The organism is Flavobacterium nackdongense (genome assembly GCF_004355225.1).
Classification (GTDB): Bacteria; Bacteroidota; Bacteroidia; order Flavobacteriales; family Flavobacteriaceae; genus Flavobacterium; species Flavobacterium nackdongense.
The window spans coordinates 4,051,599-4,070,159 of the sequence record NZ_CP037933.1; the positions used below are offsets into that span (position 1 = coordinate 4,051,599).

Below are 18,561 nucleotides of genomic sequence, written 5' to 3' on the forward strand. Positions count from 1 at the left end.
CATCACAAATTAGACTTTTATAAACTTTTACTCCAATTCAAACGGTTGAAACCGTTGGTTATGGTCTATGATAAGGTTGTCTTATATTGTATTGCCGCAGCGCATTCGCGTTCAAAATTTTTAGACATGAATTGCACGAATTAGCACAAATTGTATTACTATTTTAAATTTAATTCTACGAATTTTAGTTGTTTTTAAAAATTCGTGTAATCATAACAGATCGAAATCTGTGTAAATTTGTGACCCGAGCATAGCCAACAGGCGAAGCAAATCTGTGTCAAATTTTTTTAAAAGCCAATGCCCTGATTATTTGTGTGCCATTATTTACAACTTTAAAATTCTTCTTAATGACCATAAGTATAAAAGCAAATGCTCAGTAAAACGAGGAACCATACTGTGTTATTTATTCTACATCGATTTCATATTTTCGGAATTTGTCAATACGATTAAAAAAACAGGATGTTTTTCTGTAAACCGCAATTTTTCTGGGGAAATTAGCGAATATTGACAATAATCAAACCCATTCTGATTATAGAAAGACCCCTAATTCTATGTCATTTCTAAATTTGTAGTATCATAACAAACCAAAAAATATAATAATTATGAAATCGAAATTTAAATTTTTATTTTTCATTTTGCTGCCTTTTGTTGCTTTCTCGCAAAACAGTATAAAAGGAACTGTTTCCGATGAATCAGGTGTATTGCTTCCCGGCGCCAGCGTAATGATAAAAGGAACTACCAATGGAGTAATGACCGATATCGATGGGAATTTTTCACTCAATCTAAAAAGTGAGCAAAATACCATTATCGTCTCTTTTATGGGGTACAAAACCAAAACGGTCGATGTATCCAATAGAAATAAAGAAAAAATAAAAATTATTTTGGTTTCCGAAGTGGAGCAACTCGGCGAAGTTGTTCTAGTGGGCTACGGCGAGGTAAAGAAAAAGGATGTAACCGGATCTGTTATTTCTTTAAAACTTTCCGACTCCAATGTCAACCAAGCACAAGGGGTCGAAAACTTAATTCAGGGTAGAGCTGCCGGTGTCGTAGTAACCTCGCAAGGATTTGATCCCACGTCGCCTATTAGTGTACAAATTCGCGGCGTGAATAGTTTGACTAGTAATACCCAACCATTATATGTTGTCGACGGAATCGTAATGGGGTCGGCTACTGAAGGTGCCGCAGATCCATTAAGCGGAGGAAGTAGTTATTTAGCGCCTCAAAATGCCATGGGAGGTATCAATCCGAGAGATATCGAAAGTATTCAAATTCTCAAAGATGCATCCTCCACGGCTATATATGGTTCTCGCGGTTCGAATGGTGTAATTCTTATTACTACCAAAAAAGGAAAAGCAGGGGTAACAAAATTCAGTTATAATGTTACTACAAAAGCAGGAAATGTTGCCCGCAATATTGATGTTTTAGGGCATACCGATTATGCTACTTATCAAAATGAAACCAGACAATTGAATGGGCTGCCACCTAATTTTATTGTAGATCCCAACGGTAAAGTAAGCGACTTAACGGGTGCGGAACTCAAAGGAATCAATTGGAGTGATGATGTTTACAAAACTTCATTGAGCTACAACCATCGTTTGACAATTTCAGGTGGAGGATCCGAAGCCAATAATTACTATATGGCTGCAGGCTATGTTTCTGCCGAAGGGGTTGTTCCAAATGCATATTCAAAACAAACTGATTTTTCATTGAATTTAAACAATAAATTAACCAATAATTTAAAATTAGCTACAAAAATCGCGATAACCAGTGGCAAAAATTCCTCTTCTAAAGGAACAGAAAATTTGGGTGGTACCAACAATAGTATGGTAAGACAAATCATTTCTGCTGCACCTTTTGCAGGCTATACACTCAATTATTACGGTGCGCCAACAGATGATATTGATGATATCGTCGATGGACCCAATGCTTGGATCAAAGATTATGATGATAATTCAGAAGAGTTAAGAGGTTTAGGATCGCTAAATTTAGAATATACGATTAGTAAAGTTTTCAAATACCGACTGTTGGTAGGTCTTGATTACAGAAAAGTAAACCGACAAATTTGGTATGGAACTAGTATTCAAAGAGGGGCTCAAGCTAATGGTGAAGCGGGTTTAACCGTGATGGATCGCTTTAGATATAATGTCGATAACACCTTGATGTTTAACAAAAGATTCAATAGCAATCATAAAATTGATGGAACTGTTGGGGTTATTGTGGACGAATCCAATATGAAACAAATTTCGTATCAAGCTTCGAATTTCCCTTTGAAAGATTTAAGAGCAGATGGCATAACAACAGGGCAAGTTTTTCAAGCTTTGAACTATAATGTAATCCCAGAATCATTATTGTCCTTTTTAGGTCGTTTCAATTATACTTTTAAAGAAAAATTCAATTTTACTGCAACCGTTCGTTCGGATGGTTCAAGTAAATTCGCTTCGGGCAACCAATTTTCTACTTTCCCAGCATTTGCTTTTGCTTGGCAAATACATAGAGAAAAATTTATGGATGGCTTCACCAAACTGAATGAGGCAAAATTACGTCTCAGTTGGGGTTTAACCGGAAATCAAGGAATCAGACCTTACCAAACCATTACACCATACGGACCAACCGCTAACCCGTACTTTAATTCGACTGGAGCTGGAATAACCGCTTTGGTGCCAACCACTTTGGCTAATCCTAATTTAATTTGGGAAACAACTAGCCAATTCAACACCGGGATAGACTTGTCTTTCTTCAATAAACGATTGACCACTACCATCGACGTGTATTACAAAGAAACATCAGATTTACTACAATATTTGAATATTGGTCCTTCCTCAGGTTATAAAAATATTACCGCAAATCAAGGAGATTTGATCAACAAAGGTGCCGAGTTTACGATCTCTGCCGATATCATCAAAAGCAAAAACTTTCTTTGGAACGTTTATGGAAACATCTCCAAATACAAAAATGAAATTGCAAATCTTGGTTTGCCACCAGCAGAGTTTGGTTCGAATACCTATTCAGCATTCCTAGGAAATCAAGTATCAGCAGGAAATACGTTCAAAACTCCAGCGAATATTTTTATCGAAGGTAAAGAGTCTGGTTTGTTTTGGGGATATCAAACAGACGGTATCATAAACAACTCAGAGGAATTAGCATTGGCTTCCACTTTTGGAGGCATCGCACCACGATTAGGCGATGTGAATTTAGTCGATCAAAATGGAGATAAAATTATTGATGCCAAAGACAAAACAATTATAGGAAATCCAAATCCAGATTTCACCTACGGTTTTGGGTCCAATGTAGAGTACAAAGGATTGAGTTTGAATATTTTCTTCAATGGTGTTACCGGAAATGATGTCGCCAATGGAAATCTTTTGAGAGAGGATTATGCTACAGGAAATCCTGATAACATCCGACCAAGAGCGTATAACAATGCTTGGACAGCGACCAATACAGAAGGAACCTATCCAAGAACCGGATACAGTAATACTTTAGTTGAAGGAACTGGTTTTACGGATAGAATTGTGGAAGATGGTAGCTTCTTGCGATTAACGAATGTAACATTAGGATATAGAATTCCTATCGAAATTAAAGCGATTAATTCTATGGATTTATCCTTTTCAGCCTATAATTTATTGTTATTCACAGATTACAGTGGATACGATCCAGAGGTCAACAGTTTTGCCTTTGACCCATTGCGTACGGGACTAGATTGGCAGTCATTCCCAAATCAAAAATCTTTTTCCTTAGCCCTAAATGTTTCATTTTAAATTCAATAACATGAAAAATATAACTATAATAAAATCATTCTGTGTTACTATTCTACTAAGTGGAATTTTAGGTTGTAGCGATACTTTAAAAGAGGAAGTAGAGACTTTCTATAGTGCAGAACAAGTCTTCTCAACCAAAGAAGGAATTGAAACGGCTGTCAACGGACTTTATACAACGATGTCAGGATATGACTATTACGGTTCCGGGTTAATAGGATTAGTGTATCCCATTTCTGGGCGTTTTTATTCCAATCAAACGGCAAGTGCCGATGCGACTTCTTTGAATTGTACTCCGGAGAATATTTGGCTTCCCAAAATGTGGGGCCAAATGTATGCTACCATCAATGTGGCTAATAATATTATTTACAATATCGAAAATAATGGAGTTGTATTGGATAATGAAGATTTTGCACTTGCGCAAGCTCGTTTTATACGCGGATTAACCTATTTTGAGTTGGTTCGATTATTCGGCGCTGTTCCATTGCGTACTGCTCCAACAACTATCGCTAATCTGCATTTAGCTAAAAGCCCAAAAAGTGTAGTTTATGAACAAATCATATCCGATTTTCAATTTGCTAAACTTAAACTTCCAGAAGCAGGAAAATACTTGTCTGACAGGCCTTTAAAATGGGCTGCTTATGGATACTTGGCAAAAGTATATATGACATTGGCTGGTGAAGATGGCGGCGATCCATCAAAATGGCAATTGGCAAATAATGAAGCCATCCAAATGGTTGGAAAATATTCTTTGACCACTACTTACGGCGAATTATTCACTGTTGGAATTGAAAATACTAAAGAATCGATTTTTGAGTTGCAATTTTCTCAAATTGGCGCTACTAGAACTTCCGATGTAGTTCGTATGTTTACCCCATCGAATAGTACTCTTGCGCCACCAACTTCGCCCACTTTTGGTAGAATTAGACCTAACAAAGAAGTGTATGATGCGCATAAAAACCAATATCCTGGCGATCCAAGAATAGCAGCTACCTTTATTTTTGATAGTTATCCAAGATATCCGTCTGGAAATCAAAATATCTACCCAAAACAATTAACCGGTAACCAGTCTTTTGCTTGTATTAGAAAATTTTTAGATCCAGGCTACAACGGAACTACCACCAGCAGAAATACTATTGTTTTTCGGTATGCCGATGTGCTTTTGATGTTGGCTGAAATCGAAAATGAATTGCGAGGTCCAGCAGGTGCATACCAATATGTAAATCTAGTATTGACTAGAGCTAGAAATAGCGTTACCCCAGCCGCTGTGCAACCAGCAAACTGGGCCGGAATGGATCAGGCGCAGTTCAGAACGCGAATAATGAAGGAAAGACAATACGAATTATTGAGCGAAGGACATGATTGGTTTGATACACGCAGAAGAGGATATGCTTATTTTAAATCTGAAATACTAGACAACCATAATAATTACGCGCCTAATAAAACCTCCGGTGTAGATTGGATTTATCCAATTAGCGAAAAGAATATGCTGCTGCCCATTCCAGCTACTGAGCTGGCAGGAAATCAAAAATTGACAGCCGCAGACCAAAATCCAGGATATTAATATATAGCAAATAGTTGTATGATACGAAATAAAAATAAAGGTTACGCACTAACCTTAGTGGTAGTGCTATGCTCATTGTATTCGTTTACGAAACTGAACCAAGAAGAGCAAAAGCCACCGTACATGAATCCGAAACTCCCTGTAGAGGAGCGCGTAAAGGATTTGATGAGTAGAATGACTTTGGAAGATAAAGTCTATCAAATGTGCCAATATGTTGGTCTGGAGCATATGAAATCGGCCGAATCTGAATTATCTCCTGAAGAATTAGAAAAAAATGATGCAAAAGGGTTTTACCCCGGTTTAAGACCTAGCGATATTGCCCGTTTGGCTACCGAAGGGAAGATAGGTTCGTTCCTTCATGTGGTTACCGCAGAAGAAGCGAATCAATTGCAAAAATTAGCGCAACAGTCTCCTTTGAAAATTCCTTTGTTAATCGGAATTGATGCCATACACGGCAATGGATTGGTGAGTGGTTCAACTATTTATCCGTCACCAATTTCCCAAGCAGCCACTTTTGCTGATGATTTAATCAAGGAAGGGAGTAAACAAACGGCTTTAGAAATGAGAGCCAATGGTATGCATTGGTCATTTACGCCCAATATTGATGTACTTCGTGACCCAAGATGGGGACGCACAGGAGAAACCTATGGCGAAGATCCTTATCTAGTGGGCAATATGGGAATAGCTACTATTTTAGGAATGCAGTCCGACAATTTCACGGGTAATGACCATGTTATAGCTTGTGCTAAACATCTTATTGCCGGAAGTTCCTCTGTCAATGGACTAAATGCCGCTCCAACAGATGTATCTTTAAGAACTTTATATGAGATTTTCTTACCACCTTATCGCAGAGCTGTAAAGGAAGCAAATGTGTTTTCTATCATGGCCGCGCACAACGAAGTGGGAGGTGTTCCTGGACATATGGACAAATCGATGATGACCGATTTACTGCGCAGCCGATGGAATTTTAACGGTTTTTATGTAAGTGATTGGAATGATGTTTCTAGAATAGACATTTGGCATCATGTGGCCAAAGACTTTAAGCAATCGATAGAATTTTCAGTAAATGCAGGAATGGATATGAATATGCACGGTCCTAAATTCGACAAGCTTCTTATTGAATTGGTAAAAGAAGGAAAAGTCAATGAAGAACGTGTTAACTACGCTTGTCGCAAAATCTTGGAGGCTAAATTCCGTATGGGTTTATTCGAAAATCCATTTGTTGATATTAAAACAGCTAGCAAAGTAAATTTTGCTGAAGCGCATCAAAAAAATGCTTTGGAACAAGCCAGAAGAGCCATTGTTTTGCAAACCAATCCTAAAAATATTCTACCTCTTTCAACCAATGGTAACGGGAAAACTATATTTATTACAGGGCCTAATGCCAATAACCAAACTACTTTGGGCGATTGGGTTTCTCCTCAACCAGACAAAAATATTGTTACCATGGTGCAGGGAATTACAAAAATTGGGACTGAATCCGGATATCAAGTGAATTATTTTGATTCAGGTGATCGCTCTAAAGAAATTACCGATGACAAAATTGATTTGGCTGCACAAAAAGCCGCCACTGCCGATATTACTGTTTTGGTTTTAGGAGAAAACTCTTTCAGACACGATTGGAGTCGCAAAACTACAGGCGAAAATATAGATCGAGCCACCTTGAAACTTTCCGGAAATCAATTGAAATTGGCAAACAAAATAATGGATTTAGGGAAACCTGTTATTGTAGTGTATGTTAGCGGCAGCCCGATAGCTGAACCCGAATTACAACAACGTGCTGCAGCTGTTTTGAATACATGGGAAACGGGTGCTTTTGCAGGCCAAGCCACAGCGGAGATTTTATTTGGAAAAATTAATCCGAGTGGGAAATTGCCTTTAACCATTCCGAGAAGTGTCGGTCAATTACAGATGGTTTACAATTATAAGCCGACAGCCTTCATTCATAAATACAATAGCGAATCAAAACTTCCGCTTCATCCTTTTGGATTTGGTTTAAGTTATACTACTTTTAGTGTGTCGGCTCCTAAATTGTCTAAAAACGATTTTTCGGCCAAAGATGATGTAATTTCGGTATCAGTTGAAGTGTCTAATACTGGCAAAATGGATGGCGAAGAAGTGGTTCAAATGTATGTTAGAGACGATATCAGTTCGTTTACCCGTCCTGTAAAAGAATTGAAAGGATACAAAAGAGTAGCGCTAAAAGCAGGCGAAACTAAAACAGTAACCCTAGATATAAAAGCCGAAAGTTTGGCTATGTATGATCGCGATTACAACTTTGTGGTAGAAGAAGGTTCGTTTACTATTATGGTCGGGAACTCTTCTGAAGATAAAAATTTAAAAAAAGCAACACTAAATGTTAGCAATACAATAACATTAGAAAAATCAACTAAGGAATGATAAAAAGAGTAACATTAGTATGTACAGCGATTTTATTTTTAGCTTGTACTTTGGGTGTAAACAGTCAAAATGATAATAAAAAAGGGAAGGCTAGTAAACCCAATATTATTTACATTATGGCCGATGATTTGACCATTCAAGCCATTAGCGCTTACGGCGGAATCTACAAAGATATTGCACCAACTCCAGGCATCGACAGATTAGCCAAAGAAGGTATGCTTTTTCAGGATGTATTGTGTACCAATGCGATTTGTGGCCCAAGTAGAGCGGCAATTTTAACTGGAAAATACAGTCATATCAATGGTTTTTACAAAAATGAGAATGGAGGCCAATTTAATTCCAATCAATGGACTTTCCCTCAAGAATTTCAAAAAAATGGCTATCAAACCAGTTTGTTTGGCAAATGGCATTTAGGCACCGATCCCGTAGGATTTGATGTTTTCAAAATTCACGCTTCCGCAGGACAACAAGGGTTGTATTGGAATCCTGTTTATAATGAAAATGGAGTAGAAGTTAAGGAAAAAGGCTATTCGACCAACATCGAAACCAGTTTTGCTTTGAATTGGTTGGATAAAGATCGTGATAAAAAGAAACCTTTTATGATGATTTTGCAATACAAAGCCCCGCACAGACCTTGGGAACCCGATAAAAAATATGAAGATTTATATGAAAACATCGAAATGCCCTATCCGGCTACTTTCAATGACGATTATAAAGGTCGCGAAAAAACTGCGGGTGATACCGAAATGACTATGAATCATTTCAGCCGAAGGGATATGAAATTGACAACGCCTCCAGAATTGAAGGGAAAAGATAAGTTGAAGTGGGAATTTTATGGCGCCAAAAATGGGGAAATTGTGCAACCCGAAGGAATGTCTGCAGAGGAAGGTCGTAAATGGAGATATCAAACCTATATCAAAGATTATTTGGCTTGCGTAAAATCGGTCGATGATAATATTGGTTTGCTACTAAAATATCTTGACGATAACAATTTAACCGAAAATACAATGGTGGTGCTCACCTCAGACCAAGGCTTCTATTTGGGTGACCACGGTTTTTTCGATAAACGATTTATCTACGAAGAATCTTTAAGAATGCCATTTTTGGTGCGTTTTCCGAAAGCCGTAAAAGCTGGATCTGAAAATAATGATGTCATTTCGAATATTGACTTTGCATCCACTTTATTGGATGTAGCGGGTATCAAAACCACTGAGAAAGTGCAAGGAAGAAGTTTCAAGAAAATTCTTGAGGGTAATACACCGTCCAATTGGAGACAGTCGATGTATTATCACTATTATGAATTCCCTTATTGGCACCACGTTCAACCGCATTATGGAATTAGAACCCAACGATTTACATTGGCACACTTTTACTATTCGATGGATGTTTGGGAGTTGTATGATTTAGAAAAAGATCCGATGCAAATTCATAATGAAATCAATAATCCAGAATATAAAGAGGTTATCGTAAAATTGAAATCTGAATTAAAAGGTTTAATGAAAGGATACGGTAATGATAAAACTATTGCCCAATTCAAAGAAATATCAGATAAAAATTTTGGATCAATTATTGAAAGATCCAGTGATGAAGATGTTAATTCAATTTTAAACGGAAAAAAATAAAAAATGAAAAAATCAATTGTTTTCGTATTGCTACTAGCTTGTAGTATACAATATTCTAATGCGCAAAGTGCAACTAAAAAGAACATTCTGTTCATTGCAGTCGATGATTTAAAACCGCTGATCAATGCCTACGGTCAAACTCAAATGGTTACTCCTAACTTTGATCGATTGGCCAAAAGCGGGGTTATCTTTCAAAACGCCGAAGTGCAACAAGCCGTTTGTGGTCCTTCGAGAGCCTGTGTTATGACAGGGACCTATCCGGATAGAACCAAAGTTTGGGATCTCCAAACCGATTTTAGAGAATCGGCTCCAGAATTAATTTCTATGCCAGAGTACTTGATTTCGCAAGGATATGAAACCACTGCTATTGGAAAAATTTTCCATAAAGGTTCTGCTGCTGCTGGCCACGACGGAAAAAGTTGGAGTATTCCGCATACCCAACCGGAGAATTTTGATCCCAAATATGGAGCTCCAGCCTTTGGGTATTATCAAAGTAAGGAAACCAAGGCTCAAATGGTAAGTTTAATGAAAGAGGCTGAAGAAAAAGGAATGAAAAAGGAAAATGCCCAAAGGAATTATGCTTTCAAAAGATTAAAACCCAGTACAGAATCTGCCGATGTGTCGGATGAAGCCTATCAAGATGGTATTTATACTGTGGAAGCCCTCAAAAAATTGCAAATGTTGGCGAGTGGCACTAAACCTTTTTTCTTGGGAGTTGGCTATCAAAGACCTCATTTGCCTTTTGTTGCACCTAAAAAATACTGGGATTTATACAAAAGAGAAAATATCAAATTGGCAGCCAATCAAAATTTAATCGATGGGACTCCAGATTTTGCCTACCATTCTTTTGGTGAACTAAGAGCTTTCACGGATATTGACGACAACCTCAAAGTAGGAGATCGTGTTCCTGAAGACAAACAAAAAGAGTTAATTCACGGATATATGGCGAGTATTTCCTATATCGATGCTCAATTGGGCAAATTATTAGATGAATTAGATCGACTGAAATTAACAAATAACACCATTATCGTGCTTTGGGGAGATCACGGATACCATTTGGGCGACCATACGCTTTGGAACAAACATTCTAATTTTGAGCAAGCCACTAGAATACCTTTTATGTTCTCAGGACCGGGAGTAGCCAAAAATGTTAAAGTTACCAGTCCGGTTGAATTAATAGATGTATTTCCGACACTTTTTGACTTGGTAAACGTAAAACAATCCGCTCAAACCGATGGTAAATCCTTGATTACCTTATTGGATACCAATTCTAAAAATAATATCAAAACAGAAATTGCTTTGAGCCAATATCCACGTCAAGGAAATAAAATGGGATACTCGATAAGAACCGAGCGATACAGATATACCGAATGGCACGGAAACAGCTACAACACCGAAAAACCTTATGATGCAGCCAATATTGTTGGAGTAGAATTGTATGATTTTGTATCCGATCCATTGGAAACTAAAAACCACGCGAAAGAGGCCAATTATAAAGCTACAGCTGCAGAATTGCAATCGAAGTTGATGGTAAAGCTAAATGAAATCAACAAAAGAAATATCTATAAAGCCCATCCTTCTACACGAAAAGGTGGAGAAAATGAGGAAGAAGGGGAAGGTACAAAAGGCGCAAAACCTAAAAATGGGAAACAGGGAAATAAAGATAAAGCCGCTAATGAGGACGGTTTTACAAAGAAAAATTTTGAAGAGTAGTTTCAATAAATAATAAACTATTTCAATACCATTATTACGAAGTCCACTTTATAAAAAAAACTATAAAATTGCAGTTTTATTTAGTTTTAGTTATTGAAAAACAGAGATTGAGTTTTCCATATTCTAAGCTAATTATCAGTAAATTTTAGAAACAATTTAATTTAAAAAAAATGAAAAAAACTGCAAACTTTCTTTTAATTATTCTTGCATTTTTACCTGCTGTTGGTTTTTCGCAATCGACAACAGTCGATCTCCAAAAGTCAGAAATATTAAAAGGATTAAGGATCGAAACTAAACAAGATAGTATTGCTCCGTCGATGAAACTAGATGGTTCTGTTCCAATATATGATCAAAATGGTACAAAAATTGGCGGAATGGAAGTAATAAAAGCTATGCAAAGCGGAAGCGGCATTCCTGTTCGTTATTTAAATGATAAAAAAGAAGTTATGGCTTATGTTTTAAGGCCAACAACTGAAGAAGAGAAAATAAAATTGCAAGCAAAATTAAAATCCAAACAAGAAGACAACTCTAAAACTGCAAAGCCCTTTACTGTTCAGGATATGGATGGAAAATCATATTCATTGAATGAATTGAAAGGAAAGATTGTAGTATTAAATTTTTGGTTTGTAGAATGTATGCCTTGCAGAAAAGAAATACCAGAGCTTAATGCATTGGTGAAAAAATACACAAACGAGAATATCGTTTTTTTAGCCATTTCAACTAGCGAAAAATCTAAAATCCTAAAATTTCGCACTAAAACTGATTTTAAGTATACGATTATTCCCAAAGAGGGAAATAATAAAGTAATCGAAGATTATGCTATAAATTCATACCCTACACATATCATAATTGACAAAGAGTCTAAAGTTAAGTTTTATGCCGTTGGGCTAAATGACCAAACCATTGCATCATTAACAAAGGAAATAGATTCTTTACTTAAATAATTTAAAGAAAATGCAAAGTTCAAAAATAGTTCGTTTCTATTTTATGATTTGCAACAATTCAACACTCAAAAAAACTATAAATTGAATAAGATAATTAATAGCAATACCAATGAAAAACATAATTTTTAAATTTACACTGGCTTTTACAATTGCTTTAATGGCAAATAATGTGCAAGCCCAAACCAAACCCAATATTCTATTTGTTATCGTGGATGATTTCGGTTATCACGATATCAGCGCCAATGGTTCTAAAATTTATCAAACTCCCAATATTGACAAACTCGCAAGCACTTCTGCTTCGTTTGTGAATTCCTATGCTTGTTACCCTCGCTGCGTTCCTTCAAGATCTGGCATTCTGTCTGGGAAATACCCCGTAAATGAGGATAATGGAAATTTAGGACAAATTGCCGACGATAAAAACTTCATCAAACAATTTAAATCCGCGGGTTACGCATCATTTTACGTAGGTAAATGGCATTTAGGTTCGGAGGAAAGCAGTCCAAAAGGTTTTGGGTTTGATCAATCTTTTGCTGCGGGAGAAGCAGGTGCGACAGGCGAACAATTCTATCCTTTCAATAAAGACCGTGTAAAAGGGGAAAAAGGCGAAAAAGCCGCTGTTGAAGACGTAGAGGAATATGCCAAACCAGGTGATTTCTTGACTGATGTTTTAACAAAAAGAACCATAGAATATATCAAAACCAATAAATCCGGCCAACCATTCGTGGGCGTTTTGGCTTATTATGCGGTGCATACCCCAATCGAAGCCAAACCAGAAGACATTGCCCGAAATAAGAAGGAAATAGACGCTTTTGATTATGGTACAAACCCTGATTATATTGCTGAAGGCAACGGTCAAACCCATATGCGACAAAATGATCCAATCTATGCGGGATTAGTTGAGAATGTTGACGAAAATATTGGCAAATTAATTCAAACTTTAAAGGATCAAGGAGTATATGATAACACCATCATTGTCCTTACATCTGACCACGGGGGATTATCGACACGAGGGAAAAACAATCGTATTGTTCCAACTTCAAATGCTCCTCTCCGAGCTGGAAAAGGTTGGTTGTATGAAGGCGGAGTTCGAGTTCCATTGATAGTGCATTTGCCCAAAACCACAAAACCTACTCTTGACAAAGAATCGATCGTAATGGGAATGGATATTTTTCCAACTTTGACCGATATTGCTTTGAATAAACAGATTTCGGGTATCGATGGAAAAAGTTTTAAGAATGTGCTCTTGAAAAAAGAAAATTGGAACCAAAGAACAGTCTATTGGAATTCCTATAAAGCCAGGCCTACACAGACAGGGGATGATAAAACATCGGCTATTCGGGTGGGTGATTATAAATTACTTCATTTTATAGAAACCGACAAAGTGCAATTGTACGATATCAAAAAAGATGTTGGAGAAAAAAATGATTTAGCTGCTACAATGCCCGATAAAAAACAAGAAATGCTAAAAATGCTAAACCAATGGAAATCGGAACATAAAATTGCAATGAAACCAAACCATAAAGAAAAAGCAGAATTGACTCCGGAACAAGAAGCCAAAAAAGCAGAACGCAAAGCAAATAAAAAGAACTAATACCAAGATGAATTAAAACAAAAATGGAAGCAATTTTTTTTTAAAATCATTCATTCTGATTTTTGTCAGCTGGCGTTTATCTGGTTTCTATTCAAGCAGATAAAGGGGTTGATGTGATTAAAATGATTAAAGAATAATCAAGTTTCATTTATTAAAAGTTTTTTATAAATATACCCAAAATGAGAAATAGTACTATTTGTTTTCTGCTAGCTGTTTCCCTATTATTTTATTCTTGTGATGCTAAAAAAGGAGTAGTAAAAGAACCCTCAAACCCTACTGAAGCAAAGCAAAAACAGTTTTATAATGTACCCAATAAATTACTTATTGGTGCTACTTTAGGTTATGAGGAACTGAATACGGTAAAAGAAAAACTGTATTTAAAAGATTTTAAATACCTCACGCCGGCCAACGAAGCGAAACAAACCCGAATTCACCCTCAACCCAATGTGTGGAATTGGAAGCAAATCGATGAATTTATACAATTTGCCAACCAAAACAATCTGGTAGTACGACTCCACGGGCCAATTAGTCCACAAGCTTCCAAATGGGCAAAAGAAGATTTCAGAACCCCCAAGGAATTAGCTTCCAATTTAGAGGAATTTGCCACTGCCTTTGCATTGCATTTTAATAATGAACCTGTGGTGAAATATATGGACGTGGTCAACGAAACGATTCTTGCCGACGGTAGTTGGTTTGGACCAAAACCAGGTACGGATGAATGGGAAAATCCTTGGTTGAAAATAGGTTTAGACGAAAATGGATATCCTTTGTATATTTTGAAAGCCTTTGAAATTGCCACCAAAAATGCGCCAAATATAAAGTTAGTGTACAATCAAAATGTGGGTATGGAATCCCCGATGTGGAATCAGGTCAAGAAAACGGTTTTATACCTTCGTTCCAAAGGCTATCGTGTGGATGGAATTGGCTGGCAAGCTCATTTGCTGCTAGGAGCCAAACGAGAAGATTTTGTTGATAATACGGATGCGACTATGGCCAAATTGGGAGAACTTATCGATTGGGCACATCAAAACAATTTGACTTTTCACGTCACTGAATTAGATTATTTAGTAAAAAACAAAAAGGATTTAGAATCGGAACGACAAATCCAAAAACGAGTGTATCAAAAATTAATTGAGGTGCTAGCAGAAAAAAGTAAAAATGGAGTCGTAACTTTAAACCTTTGGAATATTGGAGAGCGGTTCAAAAAAGGAACAGGATACTTTCAGTCGATCTATGATGCGAAATACAATCCAACTCCAGCGTATAGTGTCCTCAAAGAAGCAATAGATATAAATAAATAAACGTAATGAAATCAAAATATCTAATTCTAATTTTTCTTTTAAGTAGTAGTTTTTCGCTTCTATTTGCACAGGAATTCCCGATGGGTGGTGAAAACTTGATACTCAGTGAAAAATTAAAAAACACAAAAGTGGACAATGAATTTGGGAAAATTGAGATGGCAAATGCTGAAAATACTTTGGCACTCACGGCAACTACCATCAAACAACCTAAATTTGTTTATAATTTAAGCATACGGTTTCCTTTGCAAACCAGAAATATTGTGCCCGATCAACCATTATTATTGACATTCCAAGCCAGGACATTGGAATCAAGTAAAGAAACTGCCGAGGCAAAAGTCGCTTGGATTTTTAGACAAGCTGAATCCTCCGCGCCAAAAGATGTTATTGAAAAAGCAGTGAGTTTATCCTCGAAATGGCAAACCTATTATTTGCCTTTTAAGGCCTTGAAAACAAGTAATGCAACGGATATTCTCGCTATGCATTTCGGATTTACACCTCAAAAATTCGAAATCAAAAATATCCAATTACTCTTGTATCCTGTTGGTTTTGATTTTGCTAAACTTCCTAAAACAAAAATTACCTACGCTGGAATGGCTTCAAATTCAAAATGGCGCATCGAAGCCGAAAAACGCATTGAAGCAATTAGAAAAGGTAATTTTTCGCTGTCCGTTAACTTTAAAGGAAAACCGATAAAAAATGCTAGTATTTCTATTCAACAAAAAAAACATTATTTCCGGTTTGGTACCGCCGTTTCAACAGTAGATATCAACACCAATCCAAAATACCTAGAAACAGTCGAAAAGCTATTCAATACTGTAGTTTTCGAAAATGATTTAAAAGCAAAAGCTTGGTCGATTGTAAACAAGCAACCGGCAACGATTGACGCCATAAATACTTTAAAATCAGATGAAATTCTGGTAAAAGGTCACGCCTTGTTATGGCCAGGATTTCAATATTTGCCTGAGGTCTATTTTGAAAATAAAAACAATCCAGACAAAATAAAACAATTGATAGACAGTCATTTCAAAAGTATTCTTTCGCAGACCAAAGGTAAAATTTCCCATTGGGATGTTGTAAACGAAGCGTATACCAACAAAGATATTTCCACTATTTTTGGTTCCAATGAAATTTTGTTTGAAGCTTTTAGAAAAGCAAAATCATTCGACCCCAATGCCAAAAGGTACATCAACGAATACGGCATTTTGAGTGGCGGCGGCATCAATATAACCAAACAAGATTGGTATTTTAATTTTATCAAAGAGATTGATTCAAAAACCAACGGAGCTATTGATGGTTTAGGAATGCAAAGCCATATCGGAACCGATTTGACTCCTCCCACAACGGTTATTGAGGTTTTAAACCGATTTAGCACATTGAATAAAGAGATTGCTATTTCGGAGTTTTCTATAGATATTTTAGACGATGATGACTTGCGTGCCCAATATACGCGCGACTTTATGATTACGGCTTTTAGCATACCCGCCGTTAAAGAATATTTGTTTTGGGGATTTTATGCTCCAAGACACCCAAAAGCGGCTTTAGTTGATGAAAATTATTCTTTAACCAAAATGGGGAAAGCTTATCGGGATTTAGTTTTTGATACTTGGAATACAAAATGGGAAGGTAAAACCAATGAAAAAGGGGAAATGGTCCACAGAGGTTTTTATGGTGATTACGAATACAGTGTCCAATATGAAGGCAAGGAATATAAAGGAACTTTCGCTCTTATGCCGAATGACCTTACTGCTATAAAAATCAATTTGAAATGATAAAATTAAGAACTCTTGTATTTTTCTTTTTAAGTTTAGGCTGTTTTATAAATGCCCAAGAAAAGAAACCCAATATTCTATGGATTGTTTGCGAAGATATTAGTCCAACACTTTCTATGTATGGTGACAAAACCGCCAAAACACCCAACTTAGATAAATTGGCAACCCAAAGTATAATCTACCAAAATGCTTTTGCTACAACAGGAGTTTGTGCGCCAAGTCGCTCTGCGATTATTACTGGAATGCTGCCAACCTCCATCGGAACAATGTATATGCGAACCGGTAACGATGTAATGTCTTGGGGAAAACGCAAGTATAAAGAGGTTGCCACCAAAGGGGAAGGGGAGAGCAAGGAAGCTGTTTTGGATTTAAAAGGAAATACAGTCCGAGAATATTCCGCTGTAATTCCGGAGAATATCAAATGTTTTACGGAATACCTAAGAGCGAACGGTTATTATTGCACCAACAATCAAAAGACAGATTACCAATTCGCAGCACCTCTTTCAGCCTGGGACGAAAATGATCCCAAAGCACACTGGCGAAACAGTCCAAAGGGAAAACCGTTTTTTGCTGTTTTTAATATTGGAGATACCCACGAAAGCAAACTTTGGTTAAACAATGATTTGCCATTAACGGTAAATCCAGCTACGGTTCCTGTTCCACCGTACTTTCCCGACAATGAAATTGCCAGAAAAGACATTGCTCGTCACTACAGCAATATCGAAATTATGGACAAAAATGTAGGGTTTATTATCGACGAATTAAAAAAAGACGGACTGTATGACAATACGATAATCTTTTTTTACAGCGACCATGGCGGTCCTTTACCGCATCAAAAACGTGAAATATATGATTACGGATTGCAAGCGCCTTTAATGATCAAAGGGATCAATCAAAAAAACAGTCAGAGTTCGAATCGACTGATTTCGTTCACCGATTTAGGGCCGACAGTCTTAAGTCTAGCCAATGTCAAACCTCCACAAGACCTAGACGGAAAATCGTTTTTAGGCCAATATGAAGTAAAGCCAAGGAAATACGTTTACGGAACTTCCGACCGTTTTGATGAATTTACAGACAGAATTCGATCAGTTCGAACGGAACACTATGTTTACATCAAAAATTATCATCCCGATTTCACCAAATACAAAGATGTACAGTATCGAAAAAAAGTGCCTTTGATGGTCAATATGCTCGAATTGAAAGCAAAGAATCAACTCAATGACGTACAAATGGCTTGGTTTCAAACCAAGGAAAAAGAGGAGTTATACGATGTACGAAAAGACCCTTTTAGCACGAATAATCTAGCGGCAAAACCTGAATACAAAGCTGTTTTAGAAGAATTGCGATTAGCCTGCAGTCAACAGTTTGACGATAAGTTTGATTATGCCGGACTTCCTGAAAGTGAAATGGTATCCAAAATGTGGCCCAATAACCAGCAACCTAAAACTGAGATGCCCATTTACAAAATTAAAGATAAGACGATTGCTCTTTCTTGCCCAACAAAAGGATCTTCCTTGTCTTATATTATTTCCGATTCAAAAGACGAAAAATATGATTTAAATAGTAATTGGAATCTCTATACCCAACCGATACAAATTGCATCAAGTAAGTATATTTATGTGATAGCCAACCGAATTGGATTTATGGATAGTGAAATTAAGCTAATCGAATTACAATAAATGGTTTTACTGGCAATGTTGTAAAGTTTTTTTTAACCACATAGTTTTTATTATGATTCTTATAGCTATCAAAATATATATATTATTTTTAGAATGCTTCGCTTTTGCATAGTTTTCATAGCATTACGTGGAAAAAGAATTTTCTATGTCAATCTTTTTTAACAAGTTCGACTACTTTTCTCCTATGTGGTTTAAATTAATTTCAAATTTATTCTCACACAAA

The 18,561-nt window shown here is 36.7% G+C and carries 10 protein-coding genes; all 10 read left to right on the top strand.

Annotation, left to right across the window (positions count from 1 at the left end; all coding sequences use genetic code 11):
* Positions 1-602: 602 nt before the first annotated feature.
* The 10 genes from E1750_RS17150 (at position 603) to E1750_RS17195 (ending at position 18,338) form a co-directional block, all read left to right on the top strand.
* A complete protein-coding gene (locus tag E1750_RS17150; RefSeq protein ID WP_133277944.1) occupies positions 603-3,758 on the top strand; it encodes a SusC/RagA family TonB-linked outer membrane protein in 3,156 nt (1,051 codons plus the stop codon).
* A 10-nt stretch (positions 3,759-3,768) separates the two neighbouring features.
* Complete coding sequence (locus E1750_RS17155; RefSeq protein ID WP_165698069.1) at positions 3,769-5,319, top strand: RagB/SusD family nutrient uptake outer membrane protein; 1,551 nt, start codon at positions 3,769-3,771, stop codon at positions 5,317-5,319.
* A gap of 18 nt (positions 5,320-5,337) precedes the next feature.
* Positions 5,338-7,719 (top strand): glycoside hydrolase family 3 N-terminal domain-containing protein, encoded by a 2,382-nt coding sequence (locus E1750_RS17160; RefSeq protein WP_133277946.1) that lies wholly within the window; start codon positions 5,338-5,340, stop codon positions 7,717-7,719.
* A complete protein-coding gene (locus tag E1750_RS17165) occupies positions 7,716-9,341 on the top strand; it encodes a sulfatase family protein (protein ID WP_133277947.1) in 1,626 nt (541 codons plus the stop codon). Before E1750_RS17160 ends, E1750_RS17165 begins: the two co-directional genes overlap by 4 nt.
* A 3-nt stretch (positions 9,342-9,344) precedes the next feature.
* Entirely contained in the window at positions 9,345-11,054 is a 1,710-nt protein-coding gene (locus E1750_RS17170; protein ID WP_133277948.1) for a sulfatase, read from the top strand.
* A gap of 170 nt (positions 11,055-11,224) precedes the next feature.
* Positions 11,225-11,998 carry a TlpA family protein disulfide reductase gene (locus tag E1750_RS17175; protein WP_133277949.1) on the top strand — a complete coding sequence of 258 codons (774 nt, stop codon included), beginning with the start codon at positions 11,225-11,227 and terminating at the stop codon, positions 11,996-11,998.
* Positions 11,999-12,107: 109 nt separating this feature from the next.
* Entirely contained in the window at positions 12,108-13,589 is a 1,482-nt protein-coding gene (locus E1750_RS17180; protein ID WP_133277950.1) for a sulfatase, read from the top strand.
* 179 nt (positions 13,590-13,768) lie between these two features.
* Positions 13,769-14,890, top strand: coding sequence for an endo-1,4-beta-xylanase (locus tag E1750_RS17185; protein ID WP_133277951.1), 1,122 nt, complete (start codon positions 13,769-13,771; stop codon positions 14,888-14,890).
* A 5-nt stretch (positions 14,891-14,895) separates the two neighbouring features.
* A complete protein-coding gene (locus E1750_RS17190) occupies positions 14,896-16,659 on the top strand; it encodes an endo-1,4-beta-xylanase (RefSeq protein WP_133277952.1) in 1,764 nt (587 codons plus the stop codon).
* A complete protein-coding gene (locus E1750_RS17195) occupies positions 16,656-18,338 on the top strand; it encodes a sulfatase family protein (protein ID WP_133277953.1) in 1,683 nt (560 codons plus the stop codon). Before E1750_RS17190 ends, E1750_RS17195 begins: the two co-directional genes overlap by 4 nt.
* Positions 18,339-18,561 lie beyond the last annotated feature (223 nt).